The sequence below is a fragment of the Streptomyces azureus genome, from assembly GCF_001270025.1.
In the GTDB taxonomy this organism is placed as follows: domain Bacteria; phylum Actinomycetota; class Actinomycetes; order Streptomycetales; family Streptomycetaceae; genus Streptomyces; species Streptomyces azureus.
Genome location: NZ_DF968346.1, coordinates 138,087 through 154,525, shown reverse-complemented (window position 1 = coordinate 154,525; position 16,439 = coordinate 138,087). Strand labels below are relative to the sequence as shown.

At 71.8% G+C, this 16,439-nt stretch carries 16 protein-coding genes and 2 pseudogenes; 14 read left to right on the top strand and 4 right to left on the bottom strand.

The window, feature by feature from the left end; all coding sequences use genetic code 11:
* Nucleotides 1-211: pseudogene (locus tag AOQ53_RS46590) on the top strand (SGNH/GDSL hydrolase family protein); the annotation flags it as partial.
* A gap of 296 nt (nucleotides 212-507) precedes the next feature.
* On the opposite strand, the pseudogene AOQ53_RS26845 reads toward AOQ53_RS46590, so the two are convergent.
* Nucleotides 508-1,638, bottom strand: a pseudogene (locus AOQ53_RS26845) (serine hydrolase domain-containing protein).
* Between the two features lie 106 nt (nucleotides 1,639-1,744).
* Entirely contained in the window at nucleotides 1,745-2,413 is a 669-nt protein-coding gene (locus tag AOQ53_RS26840; RefSeq protein ID WP_059421114.1) for a DUF4097 family beta strand repeat-containing protein, read from the bottom strand.
* 223 nt (nucleotides 2,414-2,636) lie between these two features.
* On the opposite strand from AOQ53_RS26840, the gene AOQ53_RS26835 reads away from it, so the two are divergent.
* Nucleotides 2,637-3,380 carry a helix-turn-helix domain-containing protein gene (locus tag AOQ53_RS26835; protein WP_059421113.1) on the top strand — a complete coding sequence of 248 codons (744 nt, stop codon included), beginning with the start codon at nucleotides 2,637-2,639 and terminating at the stop codon, nucleotides 3,378-3,380.
* Nucleotides 3,381-3,417: 37 nt separating this feature from the next.
* On the opposite strand, the gene AOQ53_RS26830 is transcribed toward AOQ53_RS26835, so the two are convergent.
* On the bottom strand, nucleotides 3,418-4,032 hold the full coding sequence (locus tag AOQ53_RS26830) for a TetR/AcrR family transcriptional regulator (RefSeq protein ID WP_059421111.1): 615 nt from the start codon (nucleotides 4,030-4,032) through the stop codon (nucleotides 3,418-3,420).
* A gap of 86 nt (nucleotides 4,033-4,118) precedes the next feature.
* The gene (locus AOQ53_RS26825; RefSeq protein WP_059421108.1) at nucleotides 4,119-5,297 is read right to left on the bottom strand and encodes a glutamate dehydrogenase; all 1,179 of its coding nucleotides are present in this window, start codon (nucleotides 5,295-5,297) and stop codon (nucleotides 4,119-4,121) included.
* Nucleotides 5,298-5,422: 125 nt separating this feature from the next.
* On the opposite strand from AOQ53_RS26825, the gene AOQ53_RS26820 reads away from it, so the two are divergent.
* From AOQ53_RS26820 to AOQ53_RS26765, 12 genes are all read left to right on the top strand, one after another.
* Nucleotides 5,423-6,688 carry an MBL fold metallo-hydrolase gene (locus AOQ53_RS26820; protein WP_059421106.1) on the top strand — a complete coding sequence of 422 codons (1,266 nt, stop codon included), beginning with the start codon at nucleotides 5,423-5,425 and terminating at the stop codon, nucleotides 6,686-6,688.
* Nucleotides 6,689-7,235: 547 nt separating this feature from the next.
* Nucleotides 7,236-9,401: an ATP-binding protein gene (locus AOQ53_RS26815; RefSeq protein WP_059421103.1), complete on the top strand. Its 2,166-nt coding sequence runs from the start codon at nucleotides 7,236-7,238 to the stop codon at nucleotides 9,399-9,401.
* Between the two features lie 80 nt (nucleotides 9,402-9,481).
* Nucleotides 9,482-9,916, top strand: coding sequence for a roadblock/LC7 domain-containing protein (locus AOQ53_RS26810; RefSeq protein WP_059421101.1), 435 nt, complete (start codon nucleotides 9,482-9,484; stop codon nucleotides 9,914-9,916).
* A gap of 2 nt (nucleotides 9,917-9,918) precedes the next feature.
* Complete coding sequence (locus tag AOQ53_RS26805; RefSeq protein ID WP_059421099.1) at nucleotides 9,919-10,290, top strand: DUF742 domain-containing protein; 372 nt, start codon at nucleotides 9,919-9,921, stop codon at nucleotides 10,288-10,290.
* A complete protein-coding gene (locus tag AOQ53_RS26800) occupies nucleotides 10,268-10,897 on the top strand; it encodes a GTP-binding protein (protein WP_059421098.1) in 630 nt (209 codons plus the stop codon). The genes AOQ53_RS26805 and AOQ53_RS26800 overlap by 23 nt, the downstream gene beginning before the upstream one ends.
* A 61-nt stretch (nucleotides 10,898-10,958) precedes the next feature.
* On the top strand, nucleotides 10,959-11,531 hold the full coding sequence (locus AOQ53_RS26795; RefSeq protein ID WP_059421096.1) for a GAF domain-containing protein: 573 nt from the start codon (nucleotides 10,959-10,961) through the stop codon (nucleotides 11,529-11,531).
* 185 nt (nucleotides 11,532-11,716) lie between these two features.
* Nucleotides 11,717-12,745 carry an L-threonine 3-dehydrogenase gene (tdh, locus tag AOQ53_RS26790; protein WP_059421094.1) on the top strand — a complete coding sequence of 343 codons (1,029 nt, stop codon included), beginning with the start codon at nucleotides 11,717-11,719 and terminating at the stop codon, nucleotides 12,743-12,745.
* 33 nt (nucleotides 12,746-12,778) lie between these two features.
* A complete protein-coding gene (locus AOQ53_RS26785) occupies nucleotides 12,779-13,972 on the top strand; it encodes a glycine C-acetyltransferase (protein WP_059421092.1) in 1,194 nt (397 codons plus the stop codon).
* 31 nt (nucleotides 13,973-14,003) lie between these two features.
* Complete coding sequence (locus AOQ53_RS26780) at nucleotides 14,004-14,906, top strand: LysR family transcriptional regulator (protein WP_059421090.1); 903 nt, start codon at nucleotides 14,004-14,006, stop codon at nucleotides 14,904-14,906.
* Nucleotides 14,907-14,952: 46 nt separating this feature from the next.
* Nucleotides 14,953-15,525 (top strand): helix-turn-helix domain-containing protein, encoded by a 573-nt coding sequence (locus AOQ53_RS26775; RefSeq protein WP_059421088.1) that lies wholly within the window; start codon nucleotides 14,953-14,955, stop codon nucleotides 15,523-15,525.
* A 41-nt stretch (nucleotides 15,526-15,566) separates the two neighbouring features.
* Entirely contained in the window at nucleotides 15,567-16,049 is a 483-nt protein-coding gene (locus AOQ53_RS26770) for a GNAT family N-acetyltransferase (protein ID WP_330219371.1), read from the top strand.
* 30 nt (nucleotides 16,050-16,079) lie between these two features.
* On the top strand, nucleotides 16,080-16,439 hold the full coding sequence (locus tag AOQ53_RS26765; protein ID WP_059421084.1) for an MmcQ/YjbR family DNA-binding protein: 360 nt from the start codon (nucleotides 16,080-16,082) through the stop codon (nucleotides 16,437-16,439).

Genomic DNA, 16,439 nt, shown 5'->3' with positions numbered 1-16,439 from the left:
GGAGGTTCCGGCCGACCCGGAGCAGCCGTGGCCGCCGCTGCCGGCGCGCGGGCCGCTCGAGGTTCGGCGGGACGATGTGCACTGGGCGCGGGAGTTTCTGGTGCCGTGGATCGGGCGGCGGCTGCGTGGGGAGTCGTCGGGGGATCACGTGACGGCGAAGGGGGCTCTGTCGCCGGAGGACATCCGGAGGCGGATCGCTTCGGCGGCGTGAGGGTGCGGGTGCCTGCGGCGGCCTGTGCCGGTGGGGTTTGGTGCGCGCCTTCGCCCACGCGGTGGTGGTGGGCCGGGGCCGCGCCGGGGGTGTGTCCGGCCTCGGAACGGCGCGATGGGCTCGGAGGCTGACTGACTGTCCGTTGACGCGCCAACCGCTGCGGGCGGACGCCCCCCCGACACGTCCCCTTCCGTGCGTGCGCGGATGCGGGCGCGTGGTGGCTGAGCCGCTCGCCCACCTGGACGTACCGCAGGGCCGCCGTTGAGCCGCTCACGCGGGACGGGATCCTGAGGTGCTCAGGCCGTCGGTTGGGTGGGCTCGGCTGCCTCGTCGGGCCGCTCTGCCTGCCCGCGGCCGAACACCTCCTTGACGAGTCTCTGCGTCGCCTTCTGGAACGCCTCTGCCATGGACAGTGCGGCGTCGTCGACATAGTTCAGCGCGGCGGTCAGGGTCTTGCTGCCGTCGGGCGTGCTGTACATCAGCGCCGCGTGGCCCGCCGTGCCTCCGTTGTGGGTGATGACGGTGCCGCCGTTCTCGCCCACGTCCTGTACGAACACCCCCAGGCCATAGCCGGCCTTGGGATGCGGCTTGCGCATCTCGGCGAGCAGCGGTGCCGGCAGGAGCTTGCCGGTCATCAGGGCGGAGATGAACGTGTGGAGGTCCTGGGCGGTGGAGATCATGTCTCCGCCGCTGGAGATCTAGGAGGGGTTCTGGCGGGTGACGTCGACCGTCTTGTGCCGTCCGGCGTCCTCGTACCGGTAGTAGGCGTGGGTGTGCGGCTAGGGGATCTCCGGGCTGGTGTCCGGCACCACGGTGCCCGACAGCCGGAGCGGCCCCAGGATCAGCCGCTGCATCTCCTCGGCGAGCGAGCGGCCGGTGACCTTCTCGATCAGCAGCCTGGCCAGCACGTAGTTGGTGTTGGAGTAGTTCCAGTCCGTCCCCGGCTCAAACCGCGCCGGCTTGGACAACGCAAGCCGTACCAGGTCTTCCGGCCGGTAGGTCTTGAACCGGTTGTCCACCCACTCCCGGCCCGCGGTCGTGGCGGGGACCCCCGGCGCGAACGTCCCGTCGTCGTAGTACTCGCCGGTGAAGTTGAACACCCCGCTGGTGTGCTGCAACAGCATCCGCACCGTGATCCGCCGGTCCAGCCCGAACTCGGGCAGGTAGTCGTCCGCCGGGACGTCCAGCCCGATCCTGCCCTCGGCCACCAGTTGCAGCACCAGGGTCGCGGTGAAGGTCTTGGTGTTGCTGCCGATCCGGACCCGCCCGTTGGCCGGCGGCTCGGCGCTCTCGCCCAGCTCGCGCACCCCGGCGCTGCCGACCCACGCGCCCCGCTCGTCGTGCACGCGCAACTGCACCCCGGTGAAACCGGAATCGACGATCTCCTCAATGGCCTTCTGCAACTCCGGGCGGTCCTGCCGGGCCATGGTGAGGGACATGACTGTGTGCTCCTTATGGGTGGGGTGATTGTTGCGGTGACGGGGCCGCCCAGGGCAGCGACGAGGTTGTGCCGGCCGCCAAGGACCGTGCTTCTCAGAGGCTGCGGGCGGTGATGTCGCCGTAGGCGGTGGTCGCGTGGAGGTTCAGGGCGGCGGCGCCGTCGGTGTTCCGAAGCGTGTTGTGGATCCGGCCGTAGGTGGTGCCGGCGTCCAGAGAGGCGGAGACTCCGCGGGCCGCGCCGACCGAGATCTCGCCGTGCTCGGTGCGCAGCGTGACCGTGCCGCGCACGGCCTCGGCGATGCGGAGGTCGCCCTTTCGGGTGTTGATCTCCGCGGGGCCGCCCAGGCGGCCGACCGAGACGTCGCCGTCGAGGAGGGTGAGGCGGGCACCTCCGGTCTCGTCGAGCTTGACCGAGCTCTGCGCCCCCTTGAAGGTGACATCGCCGAGTCGTCCGACGGCCCGGAACTCGGCGCTGGCCGTCTTCGCCTCGATGCGGGAGCCGGCGGGCAGCTGGACGGTCACCTCGACGGATCCGGTAGCGCCGAGGATCCGGTTCTTTGCCGGTGAGGCCTCGATCCGCAGGACGCCGTCGCCGTATTCGACCTTGGTCTGTTCCGCCGCTCTCACGTCGCGGCCGTTCGAGGTGTCCGCGGGCAGGACCTCGACCGTGGTGTCGGCCCGGTCGGCGGCGACGAACCGGATGCGTCCCGCGGGGATGTCGAGGACGGCGGAGACCGGGGCGGGGGTGTCGTACTTCTGCATCGTGCTCTCCTTCGGCTCGTTGTTTCGAACAGTGGAAAAGCTATGTTGCGTTCACGAATCTGGCAACACGTTCATTGCGTGAGGATTCCATTAGTACAGGTGAGAGCTGATTAATCGTTGCAACGCCCATGAAGTCAATGCAACGATCGTTCGTCTGTTCGTTGCAATGCTAGAAGAGTGAACGCTATGCTGGGCGCACCAAGGAGCACGTGAGGAGGCCGCGATGCCGGGAGGCAGGCTCACCCAGCAGGAACGCCAGCAGATCGAGCAAGGGCTGGCCGATGGCCTCGCCTACGCGGAGATCGCCAGACGTCTCGATCGTCCGACATCGACGGTCACACGTGAGGTGATGCGCAACGGCGGGCCCACCACCTACCGCGCCGACCTGGCCCACCGCGCCACCGAACGCCGCACTCGCCGGCGCAGGCAGGCCGCGCCCCGGGGGGCGGAGGCACCCGCACTGGGCCACGGACGAGACGTCGAGGCCGTGCGCGAGTACGAGGAGATGTTCACCACTCTCCTCATGGGGCAGGGCCTGCCCAAGATGATGTCCCGGGTGCTGACCTGTCTCTACACCACCGACGCGGGCAGCCTCACCGCGTCCGAACTCGTCCGGCACCTCCAGGTCAGCCCGGCGTCCGTCTCCAAAGCGGTCGCGTTCCTCGAAAGTCAGGGCCTAATCCGCCGCGAACGCGACGAGGGCCGCCGCGAGCGCTACGCCGTCGACGACGACGTCTTCTACCAGTCGATGATCGCCAGCGCCCGGTCCAGCGCCCAGCTCGCCGAGACCGCACGGCAGGGCGTCGGCGTCCTCGGCCCCGACACCCCGGCCGCCACCCGCCTCGAGAACATCGCCCGCTTCGTCGACTTCGTCGCCGAGAGCCTCATCCGCGCCGCGGAGCAGGCCCGCGAGGTCCTCCACACCAAACCTGAGACGACCTCAGGGGGTACCGGCGATGGCGCATAGGCAGCGGATAGATGGCTGGCTTGGGTTGCCGGCCCGGTCAGGGCCGGGTCAAGGCCGCGGTTTCAAGGCCCAGTTCGCGAGCCAGTGCTTCCTCGGCCCACTCCTGCGCCCGTGCTCGCGGCACCGCGCCCGCGTAGGACGTCAGCTGGACGGCGAGGCCGTCGAGGAGGGCGGTGAGACGGAGGGACGTGCCATGCGGGTCGGGGCAGTGGAACTCGCCGGCCGCCACGCCCTCCGTGATGACCTCGGCGAGGGCCGCCTTCCACTGTCTGTCGAGGTCCTGGGTGACCTCCCGCAGCGCGGGCTCCCGCAATGCCGCCGCCCAGCCCTCGATCCACAGCCGCCAGCCCTTGGCCTGGCCTGTCGGGGCGTACCACCGTACGGCCGACCGCAGCCGGCGCAGGGCTGACGTACGGCGGCCGAGCAGCCTGCGCAGATGGGCGAGGTCGGTCTCGGCCGCGTGCCGGAACGCGGCGGCGACCAGCTGCTCCTTCGTCGAGAAGTGATAGAGCACCAGCGCGTTGCTCACGCCGAGAGCCGAGGCCACGTCGGCGATCCTCACCGCCGCCACACCCCGGGCCTCGATCTGCTCGACGGCGGCCCGCAGCAGTTCGCCGCGCCGTTCCGCCACGCTCAACCGGACTCTCGTCACGCCGTCACCCTACACACGCGCGTGCACCCGCTTGACGTGTGTATTCGGCCGGTCCGGCACGGTACCCGCAGGAGCCTCGCCGCCCGTCAGCGGTACCAGCCGAACCGTTCCGCTATGACCGGCAGCCGGTCCGCCACGAGCGCGTGGGCGGCGGCCCGCGGTGTCGTGCCGTCGGCCAGCGCGCGGGCCAGCATCCGCTCGACCAGGGACCGCATCGAGCGGCGTGTGTGCGCGAACGCCTCCTCGGCGTCGGCGCCGATGTCCCCGAACAGGGTCCACCACCACCAGGCGTTCGTCCCCGAGTTGACCACGACGTCCGGCAGCACGGTCACCCCGCGTGCGGCCAGCAGCAGTTCCGCCTCCGGCCGTACGGGCATGTTGGCCGCCTCGACGACCCAGCGGGCGGTGATCCGCTCCTGGTTCCCGGCGTCGATCGCGTACGAGACGGCCGCGGGGACCAGGACGTCCGTGCCGGCCGACAGCCAGGCGTCACCCGGCAGTTCACGGTCGCCGGGTCGCAGCGCGGAGCGGTCCACGGTGCCGTGGGGATCCCGCGCGGCGAGCAGCGCCTCGATGTCGAGCCCCGCCGGGTTGGCGATCGTGCCCTTGATGTCGGCGACGGCCACGACCGTGAGTCCCGCGCGGGTGAGGAAGCGCGCGGTGGCCCCGCCCATGGTGCCAAACCCCTGGAAGGCGACCCGCGTCCCCGCGTGGGGCACCCCGGCACGGTCCAGCGCCGTGAGGACCGCCTCGGCCACACCGCAGCCGCCGGCCAGCTCGTCCAGCCCGATCCCGTCCACCTCCACTGCGAACGCGTCCCCGAGCCGCCGCCGGGCCTCGGCCTCGTCCTCCAGCAGCGGGTACACGGCCTGGATGGAGGAGACCAGTCCCGCCTCGGCCGCGGCCCCGTCCACCAGGTCCTGGGTGAGCCCGAGGTCCTCGCCGGTCGTCCAGAAGCTCTCGATGTGCGGCCGCATGGCGCGCAGGTACCGCACCAGCAGCGGGTAGGCCTCCGGATCGCGCGGGTCGCAGTCGATGCCGCCCTTGGCGCCGCCGAGCGGGACGTAGCGGCCGTCGGGGTCGTAGTGGAGGGCCTCCTTCATGGTCATGCCGCGGGCCAGACCGGTGACCTCGTCCAGGGTGCAGCCCGCGCGCATCCGCAGGCCGCCGCTGGCGACACCGCGCACCAGCCGGTCGACGACCAGGAAGCCCTGACGGCCGGTGATGTGGTCGGTCCAGGTGAGGGACAGCAGGGGACTGGCCATGCGGGCTCCTTCGCCGTGATTACTGAATATCCGTTCAGTATCGCCGTCGCGGGACCCCTGCGGCCCGGTGTTGTCGGAGGGGCCGCCCATAATGGAAAGCCTGACCGACTCCACCTGGAGGTACCGTGGCCGGATTCCGTTCTCTGAGCTCCGGGCTCCGCGCGCTCCGGCCCGGCGCGTTCGGCGCGGACCCGAGCGGTGAGCGCATGGCGCGCATCCGCAGATCGCCCCACTTCGAGAACGGGGTCTTCCGGAACCCCGGCGGCCCCGCGCGGACCCGGCCCTCGGGCTCGACCCTGGACTTCGCGAAGGTCTTCTTCGACAAGGAGACCCGGCCCCGCCGCACCCCCAAGGGCACCGTGCCGGTGCACGCGACCACCCTCGCCGACATCGCCCGGCCGCCGGCCACCGGGCTGCGGCTGACCTGGATGGGGCACTCCAGCGTGCTCGCCGAGATCGACGGCAGGCGCGTCCTGTTCGACCCGGTGTGGGGCGAGCGCTGCTCCCCGTTCCCCTTCGCCGGCCCCAAGCGGCTGCACCCGGCGCCCCTGCCGCTGGCCGCGCTCGGCCCGGTCGACGTCGTGGTCATCTCGCACGACCACTACGACCATCTGGACATGCCCACCATCAAGGCCCTGGCAGGCACGGACACGCTGTTCGCCGTGCCGCTCGGTGTCGGGGAGCACCTGGAGCACTGGGGCGTGTCCGCCGACCGCCTGCGCGAACTGGACTGGCACGAGGCCACGAAGATCGGCGGCCTCACCCTGACCGCCAATCCGGCCCGCCACTTCTGCGGCCGGGGGCTGCGCAACACCCAGCACACCCTGTGGGCCTCCTGGGTCGTCGCCGGTGAGGAGCACCGGGTCTACCACAGCGGCGACACCGGCTACTTCGACGGCTTCAAGGAGATCGGGGCGGAGCACGGGCCGTTCGACGCCACGATGATCCAGGTCGGCGCCTACTCCGACTTCTGGCCCGACATCCACATGACCCCCGACGAGGGCATGCGCGCCCACCTCGACCTCCAGGGCGGACCGGAGCACGGCCCGATGCTGCCGATCCACTGGGCCACGTTCAACCTGGCGACCCATCCGTGGGCGGAGCCCGGCGAGGGGACGCTGGCGGCCGCCCGTGCCGTGGGCGCCCGGATCGCCCTGCCGCGCCCCGGTGAACCCTTCGAGCCCACGGCCGAGACCGTCCCGTCCGAGCCGTGGTGGCGTGGGGTGGCGCTCGCCCCGGCGGGTGGCTTCCCGGCCGGCGAAGCCCTCGCCGACGCCAGGATCAGGACCGCGTCGAACGCGGCAGCCGTGGCCCAGGCCGATACGCTGAGTGACGATGAGAGCAAGGCGGGGAAGGGTACGGAGGACCCTGAAACGCTTCCGGCGGGCTGAGCCGGAGCGGACGGCGGGCAGGCGGCGGGCAGACGGCGAGGGCCGGGGAGCTTGAGGCTCCCCGGCCCTCGCCGTGTCTGTGTGACCGCTTCTGACCAGGTCAGATCGAACTGCTTTTGGTCATGGTCGGACATGTCTCGGGGTTATCGGTCTGTCGTACGAGACCTCATACCAGAGCGGGACGCTCACCGTATGAGTTTGTCAACTGCCCACCGCACATGATGCGCTGACGACTACTGTCAGTGTCCGTCGGGCAACAGGCAGATCAGGGAGTGGGGACCGGCACGTGCAGGCGCAAGGCGGACGAGGGAGCCGACACGAGGGGGATTCCCGCTGCCCGCGCACGACCGGCGCCGGTACGGACGCCGCCGTGGCGGCCTCCTCCGGCCCCGGGCAGCCCCCGGACTCCGGACGCGGCGGTGCCGGGCGGGAGCGGGGCGAGCCCGGGCTGACGGCTCGGAGCGCGCGGAAGCGCCCCCGTGAGCCCGGTCGTAGCACCGCAAGCCCCCCTGGCACCCAGGCCCGACGGACCAGTACGAGGACACCGATGTCTCACCTCCGCGCCCCGGCCGCACGCGCAGACCGCCGTGAGGGCGGGCGGCACGGCCGGCCGGCCGGCCGCACCGCACCCGCGCTGCCCGAGACGCATATACGGCCCCAGCTGCTGCGTCTCGCCGTGCTGCCGCCCGTCGCCGTCGCCCTGAGCGGCTGTGCCGCCGTCCTCTTCACCGTCCGGTCCACCGGAGCGCGGCCGGGGCCGATGCTGTGGGCCGTGCTCGCCGGGGCGGTCTCGGTGACCCTCGTCGGCATCGTCGTCGCCGCGGTGGCCGCCAACCGGGCCGCTCGGTCCGTGCACGACCGCATCGACGTCCTGCGCCGCGCCACCGCACGGCGCGAGGCCGACCTGCGCGCCCTGATCGAGAGCCTGCGCCGCGGCGACGGACCGCCGCAGCTCGGCCCGCAGACCAGTCAGCGCGGCGGTCCCGCCGAGGGCACCGACGACTTCGATCTCCTCGCCGCCGATCTGACCCGTGCGCACGACGGCGCCGTCACCGCCGTCGTCCAGGCCTCGCAGCTCTCCAGCCAGGCGGGCAGCGAACAGAAGCTCGAGGTGTTCGTCAACCTCGCCCGGCGCCTGCAGTCGCTGGTGCACCGTGAGATCTGCATCCTCGACGAGCTGGAGAACGAGATGGAGGACCCCGACCTGCTCAAGGGGCTCTTCCACGTCGACCATCTCGCCACCCGCATCCGCCGTCACGCCGAGAACCTCGCCGTGCTCGGCGGGGCCGTCTCCCGCCGTCAGTGGAGCAACCCGGTCTCCATGACGGAGGTGCTGCGCTCGGCCATCGCCGAGGTCGAGCAGTACTCACGGGTCAAGCTCGTGCCGCCGATCGACGGCACCCTGCGCGGACACGCCGTGGCCGACGTCATCCACCTGCTGGCCGAACTCGCCGAGAACGCCACGGTGTTCTCCGCCCCGCACACCCAGGTGCTGCTGCGCGCCAACCTCGTCACCTCCGGGCTCGCCGTCGAGGTCGAGGACCGTGGACTGGGCATGCCCCTGGAGGAGCAGACGCGGATGAACGCGCTGCTCGCCGACCCCGACCAGGTGAACGTCGCCCGGCTTCTCGCGGACGGCCGCATCGGGTTGTTCGTGGTCTCGCAGCTGGCGAGGCGGCACGGCATCACCGTCCGCCTCCAGACCAACATCTACGGCGGGGTACAGGCGGTGCTCGTCGTGCCGCAGGCGCTGCTGGGGGCGGAGGCGATCGCGCCCGGGGGCACCGGGCAGCCGGAGGGCTGGGCGGGCGGTACGGACCGCCCGGCCGTATTGCTGCGGCAGAACGGACAGCAGGGACAGCTCGGGCAGCCCGCGGCCGGGGCAGGAGACGGCGCGGCGTCCAGGGGGGCGTCCCGAGCCGAGGGGGTTGTGTCCGACGGGGCCGGGCTCGGGAGCTCGCCCGGGGCCGGATCCGCGCCTGCGTCAGTGTCCTCGCCGGGATACGGATTCCCGTCCGGCTCAGGTGCCGCGCCCGAAGCACTGCCGTCTGTCCCGCCCGCGGTACCCCGGACGTACCGGCAGGAGGCCGAACGGGGCTCGGGCGGAAGCCCGCAGAGCGGTCGGCCCGCGCCCCTGCCCGTACGCGGGAGCCATCGGGACCGGCCCAACCCGGCCGAGGCGAGGCCCGGTATCAGTGCCGACGACCGGCGCATTCTCGCCGAGAACGTGACCGCGCCGCCGACCCCACGCAACGGCACCGTGCGCGGCACCATGGGCAAACCCCAACTGCCCCGCCGCCGCGCCCAGGAGCACATCGCCCCCCAGCTGCGCGACGGTCCCGCGCCGCGCCAGGTCTCCGACCAGCTCGTCAGCCACGACCCCAGCCTGATGGCGGCCTTCCAGCGCGGCATCAGCCTCGCCGAAGCCCAACAGCACATGGAGGCCGGGAACATGGAGTGGGGCGACTTGGAGCCGACACATATGGAGTCGGCGCACGTGGGGTCGGCACACGTGCAGCCGCCCCACAGCGAGCCCCCACACCGGGAGCCCGCACACAGGGACCCGATCCCCATGGAGCCGGTGCACACCGAGTCCCTCCCCATCGTGGACGCGGCCCGCATCACCGAGGCGCGCGGCGCCCGGGACGGTGTGACCGCGTCCCGCCCCGACCACATCCCCACCCGGCACGACGGGAGCGCACCCGCCGGATGACCACCCCCGTTTCCACCGCCGTTTCCACCCCCACCCCCAGCGCTCCCGCAGACCTTCGTACCCCAAGGAGTCGATCCACCATGGCGAGCGATGCGCCGACCGCCCATGTTTCCGATCTCGACTGGCTGATGAGCGGCCTCGTGCAGCGCGTACCGCACACGAGTGCCGCGGTGCTCCTGTCCTGCGACGGACTCGTGAAGTCCGTGCACGGCCTCGACCCGGACAGCGCCGACCACATGGCCGCCCTGGCCTCCGGCCTGTATTCCCTCGGCCGCAGCGCCGGCGTCCGCTTCGGTGACGGCGGCGACGTCCGGCAGGTCGTGGTCGAACTCGACTCGACCCTGCTGTTCGTCACCACCGCCGGCTCCGGCACCTGCCTGGCCGTGCTCGCCGGCCGCGAGGCCGACGCGGCCGTGCTCGGCTACGAGATGGCGATGCTGGTCAAGAGTGTCCGCCCGTACCTGGTCACGGCTCCCCGCCAGCAGTCCGTCGAATCCACGGCGATGAGGCCTTGAGCGTGGCGGCGGCCGGTGACGGGCCCTGGCTCGACGACGCGGCCGGGCGGCTGGTGCGCCCGTTCACGGTCAGCAACGGCCGCACCCGTCCCACCGTCGCGCTCGACCTGATGTCGCAGGTGATGGCCACCGGGGCGACCCCCCTCGGCTACCTCGGCCCCGAGCACGCGCAGGCACTCGAGCGGTGCAGTGTGCCCGTCGCCGTCGCGGAGGTCGCCGCCCATCTGAAGCTGCCGGTGGCCGTCACCAAGGTGCTGCTGGCGGACCTCGTCGACTGCGGGGCGCTGACCACCAAGCCCCCCGTGTTCCACCACAACCCGACGGACCGGGCCCTTCTGGAGGCAGTGCTCGATGGACTACGACGACAGCTCTGACTACGCCGACGCTCCCGGCCACGGCGGCGATCCGTTCCCCACCGCCCTCAAGCTCCTGGTGGCGGGCGGGTTCGGCGTGGGCAAGACGACCTTCGTCGGCGCGGTCAGCGAGATCGCGCCGCTCAGCACGGAGGAGCTGCTCACCACCGTCAGTGCCGCGACCGACAACCTCGACGGCATCGAGAACAAGGCCGAGACGACCGTGGCCATGGACTTCGGCCGCATCACGCTCGATTCGAAACACGTGCTGTACCTGTTCGGCACCCCCGGCCAGGAGCGGTTCTGGTTCATGTGGGACGAGTTGTGCGAGGGCGCGCTCGGGGCGGTCATCCTCGCCGACACCCGCCGCCTCGAGGAGTGTTTCGCGGCCGTCGACTTCTTCGAACAGCGCGGCCTCGGCTTCATCGTCGCCGTGAACGAGTTCGACGGCGCCTACCGCTACGACCCGGAGGAGGTGCGCGCGGCCCTCGACCTCTCCGAGGAGATCCCCGTCGTGTGCTGTGACGCCCGGATCTCCAGCTCCGGGGTCCAGACCCTGCTGGCCCTCGTGCGTCACCTCATCGCCCATGCGCCCGCCCCCACGACTGGGTATGGCGCCCACATGTGATCCCCCAACACCCGCCAGGGAGCCCGTATATGACGCATGCCCACAGTCCGGGAGGACGCCCATGAGCTACGACCCGCCGCGCCCGGCCGGTCGTCTGCTGCTCACACCCGAGGACAAGGAGGCCCCCGCCCGAACCGGCCGACTGCGCCTGCTGGGCCTGGGGGAGCGCCCCGAGCCCGCACTCGACGCCTTCGCGCACCGCCTCGCCGAGTTCACCGGGGCGCCGTACGCCATGGTCAACTTCCCGGACGAGCGGGGCCAGTTCTACGCGGGGCTGTACGTTCCGGCCATCGCGCCGGTGGTGCGGAGCGACGGCTCCAGCCCCCGGGTAGGACGTACTCTGCCCCGCGACCATGGTTTCTGCCCCCATGTGGTGGCGCGACGCAAAGCCCTGGCCCTGGAGGACGTCCACGACTATCCGCGGTTCGCGGGCAATCCGGTGGTCGACGAGTTCGGTATCCGCTCCTATCTGGGAGCACCGCTCATCGACGGTACGGGCCTGGTGCTGGGCACGGTCAGCGTCGCCGACGTCGGGCCCCGGCCGTGGGGGAAGCCGGGCCTGACGGCCATCAAGGAACACGCCGCGCAGCTCGTCGTACAGCTGGAGGGCCGGCACGGCAGGCTGCCCTACTGACACGCCCCGGGTTTCCGCGGCGCACCCGGGCGGGCGTGAAGGAAAGCTGAGGCGCCGCTTAAGAAAAGCTCGATGGACCGGTGCGGCCGCCGTACGGCAGATTGCTGTGCGATTCCACTCCTCTCCCGGTCCAGGGGCACCTTCGGCGTGCCCGGACCCGGGACTCACCCCCTGGAGCCGTAGCGGTGAAGGCGCTGGTCAAACAGAAGGCGGAGCCCGGACTGTGGCTCGCGGACGTCCCGGAGCCCGCCGTCGGACCCGGAGACGTACTGATCAAGGTGTTGCGCACCGGTATCTGCGGCACCGACCTGCACATCAGGGCCTGGGACGGCTGGGCGCAGCAGGCGATCCGCACCCCGCTCGTGCTCGGGCACGAGTTCGTCGGCGAGGTTGTCGAGACCGGGCGGGACGTCATCGACATCGCCGTCGGCGACCGGGTGAGCGGCGAGGGCCACCTGGTGTGCGGCAAGTGCCGCAACTGCCTGGCCGGGCGCCGTCACCTGTGCCGGGCCACCATAGGGCTGGGCGTGGGCCGGGACGGGGCGTTCGCCGAGTACGTGGCCCTGCCCGCCGCCAACGTCTGGGTGCACCGCGTGCCCGTCGACCTCGACGTGGCCGCGATCTTCGACCCGTTCGGCAACGCCGTGCACACCGCGCTGTCGTTCCCGCTCGTCGGCGAGGACGTGCTGATCACCGGCGCGGGGCCGATCGGACTGATGGCCGCCGCCGTCGCCCGGCACGCCGGAGCCCGCAACGTCATGATCACCGACGTCAGCGAGGAACGGCTGGAACTGGCCCGCAAGATCGGTGTCAGCCTCGCGCTCAATGTCGCCGGTGCCACCATCGCCGACGGGCAGCGCACGCTCGGCCTGCGCGAGGGCTTCGACATCGGCCTGGAGATGTCCGGCCGCCCCGAGGCCATGCGGGACATGATCGCCAACATGACGCACGGCGGCCGGATCGCGATGCTCGGCCTGCCCGCGCAGGAGTTCCCCGTCGACTGGGCCCGGATCGTCACGTCGATGATCACCGTCAAGGGCATCTACGGCCGCGAGATGTTCGAGACCTGGTACGCGATGTCCGTGCTGCTGGAAGGCGGCCTCGACCTCGCGCCCGTGATCACCGGCCGGTACGGCTTCCGCGACTTCGAGGCGGCGTTCGCCGACGCGGCGAGCGGCCGCGGCGGCAAGGTCATCCTCGACTGGACCGCGTAACTCCCCCTCACCGCAAGCACTTCAGGAGCCCTCATGTTCGACTCCGTGCGCGACGACCTGCGCGCCACCCTCGACGAGATCCGCGCCGCCGGACTGCACAAGCCCGAGCGCGTGATCGGCACCCCGCAGGCCGCCACCGTGAACGTCACCGCGGGCGGCCGACCCGGCGAGGTCCTCAATTTCTGCGCCAACAACTACCTCGGCCTCGCCGATCACCCCGAGGTCGTCGCCGCCGCCCATGAGGCCCTGGACCGCTGGGGCTACGGCATGGCGTCCGTCCGCTTCATCTGCGGCACCCAGGAGGTGCACAAGGAACTGGAGTCGCGGCTGTCGGCGTTCCTCGGCCAGGAGGACACGATCCTGTACTCCTCCTGCTTCGACGCCAACGGCGGCGTGTTCGAGACGCTGCTCGGCCCCGAGGACGCGGTCATCTCCGACGCGCTGAACCACGCGTCGATCATCGACGGCATCCGGCTGTCCAAGGCCCGCCGCCTGCGGTACGCCAACCGGGATCTGGCCGAGCTGGAGGCCCGGCTGAAGGAGGCCTCCGACGCGCGCCGCCGGCTGATCGTCACCGACGGCGTCTTCTCCATGGACGGCTACGTGGCCCCGCTGCGCGAGATCTGCGACCTCGCCGACCGCTACGACGCGATGGTCATGGTCGACGACTCGCACGCCGTCGGCTTCGTCGGCCCCGGCGGCCGCGGCACACCCGAGTTGCACGGCGTCATGGACCGCGTCGACATCATCACCGGCACCCTCGGCAAGGCGCTCGGCGGCGCCTCGGGCGGTTACGTCGCCGCCCGTGCCGAGATCGTCGCCCTGCTGCGCCAGCGCTCCCGGCCGTACCTCTTCTCCAACACCCTCGCCCCGGTGATCGCGGCGGCCTCCCTGAAGGTGCTCGACCTGCTGGAGTCGGCGGACGACCTGCGCGTCCGGCTCGCGGAGAACACGGCCCTCTTCCGCCGCCGCATGACCGAGGAGGGCTTCGACGTCCTGCCCGGTGACCACCCCATCGCCCCGGTGATGATCGGTGACGCGGCGGTCGCCGGGCGCATGGCGGAGCTGCTGCTGGAGCGCGGTGTGTACGTGATCGGCTTCTCGTACCCGGTCGTGCCGCAGGGCCAGGCCCGGATTCGCGTCCAGCTGTCGGCCGCGCACTCGACGCAGGACGTCAACCGCGCGGTCGACGCCTTCGTGGCGGCACGGGCGGAGCTGGCCGGCTGAAAAACACCGGCGACCTGAGAGAATCGATCGCATGATCGAAGCGCGGCGGCTCCACATCCTCCGTGCGGTGGCCGACCACCGTACGGTGACGGCGGCTGCCGCCGCGCTGTATCTGACTCCGTCGGCCGTCTCCCAGCAGCTCGCCGCACTGGAGCAGGAGACCGGGCACCGGCTCGTCGAGCGCGGCGCCAAGGGCGTACGCCTCACCCCCGCAGGTGAGATCCTGCTCAGCCACACCAACGCGGTCCTCGCCCAACTGGAGCGGGCCGAGGCCGAACTGGCCGCCTACAGCTCGGGAGCGGCCGGCACCGTCACGGTCGCCTCCTTCGCGACCGGCATCGCCCTGGTCGTCGCGCCCGCGGTGGCCCGCCTCGCCGAGTCGGCGCCCGGGATCCGCATCCGCGTCCAGGACGCCGAGGGTGACGCCAGCCTGCCGATGGTGCTGGACCGGCAGGTCGATGTCGCCGTCGCCGTCGAGTACCGGGGCGCCCCGGCCGCCGACGACCCGCGACTGACCCACGTGCCGCTGTACGCCGAGCCCTTCGATGCGGTCGTGCCGGTCACCCACCGTCTGGCCGACGCGGCGGAGGTCCCGCTCGCCGAACTGGCCAAGGACTCGTGGATCGGCCCGTATCCCGGCAACCCCTGCCACGACGTGGTGGTCCTGGCCTGCGAGAGCGCCGGCTTCCAGCCCCGCATGGAGCACTCCTCGGACGACTTCCGGGCGGTCGTAGCCCTCGCCTCCGCCGACGCGGGCGTCGCCCTCGTGCCGCGCTCGGCGCTGCGCGGTATGGACCTCGCCGGGGTGGTCGTCCGCCCCGTCGACGGCACGGCCCCCACCCGCCGGGTCTTCGCCGCCGTGCGCCGGGGAGCCGAGGAACATCCCCTGATCCGCCCGGTACTGGACGCGCTCGGCGCGGCGGCCCGGGTGTGAGGACTCGTTAACGCGGTTGTCTCATATTCGGGATAACGTCCCACATATGAGAAGCGACGACACGGACCCGGTCGACACCCGGCTGGGCGCCCGACTGGCCGAGCTGCGGACCGAACACGGCTATTCCCTGGGCGAGTTGGCCGACCGCAGCGGAGTGAGCCGCTCCACCCTGTCCCGGGCCGAACGGGCGGAGATCAGCCCCACGGCCTCCCTCCTGAACCGCCTGTGCGCCGTCTACGGGCGGACCATGTCCCAACTGCTCAGCGAGGTCGAGGCCGAACCGGCGCCCGTGGTGCGGACCGCCGACCAGCCCGTCTGGCAGGACCAGGACTCCGGCTTCGTTCGGCGGTCCGTGTCACCACCACACGCCGCGCTGCGCGGCGAGCTCGTCGAGGGACGCCTCACCGCCGGCGCCGACATCGCCTACGACCGTCCGCCCGTGGCCGGTCTGGAGCAGCACATCTGGGTCCTGGAGGGGGCCCTCGACGTGACCGCGCAGGACACCGAACACCACCTGGGCGCCGGTGACTGCCTGCGGATGCGCGTGTGGGGCCCGACCCGGTTCCGGTGCGCCGCTCCCGAGGGCGTCCGGTATCTGCTGGCGGTGGTGCGGCCGTGATCCGTCTGGACCAGACTCAACTGCTCAGGTGCGCAGGGGCGTTGGCGGACCTGTTGACCGACACCGTGAACGGCGGTGCCTCGGTCGGCTTCCTCGCCCCGCTCGACCCTGCGGAGGCGCTCGCCTGGTGGGAGGAACGAGCCGCCGACGTGGCAGCGGGACGGCTCGCCGTGTGGGCGGCGCACGACGGGGACCGGGTGCTGGGCACCGTGAGCCTGGCCTTCCCCGCCAAGCCGAACAGCCGTCACCGCGCCGAACTCGTCAAACTCATGGTGCACCGGGACGCCCGCGGCCGTGGCCTCGGACGCAGGCTCCTGACCACGGCGGAGGGCGCCGCCGCCGAGGCCGGCGTCACCCTCCTGCATCTGGACACCGAGAGCGGCAGCCCCGCCGAGCGGCTGTACCGGTCCGCCGGCTGGACCGCGATCGGCGCGATCCCCGACTACGCGGCGAGTCCCGACGGGGAGCTGCGGCCGACGACGATCTGCTACAAGCACGTACCGGCAACCGCTCTCACCAGGTGATTGTCAGTGGCAGCCGATACCGTGCCTGCCATGCCGGATGCCGAAGACGCAAGACGTATCGCTCTGTCCCTGCCGGACACGACGGAGAAGATCGCCTGGAGCATGCCCACGTTCCGGGTCGCGGGAAAGATGTTCGCCACACTGCCGGAGGACGAGACGTCCATCGCCGTGCGCTGCCCCAAGGAGGAGCGGGACGAACTGGTGCTCGCCGAGCCCGAGAAGTTCTGGATCGCCGACCACGAGGCGCAGTTCGCCTGGGTGAGGGCCCGGCTCGACGCGTTGGAGGACGAAGGTGAACTGCGGGACATCCTGGCCGACTCCTGGCGTCAGGCCGCTCCGACCCGACTCCTGGAGGCGCACCCGCGGCTGGGCCTCGTCGCGGGGGAGTGA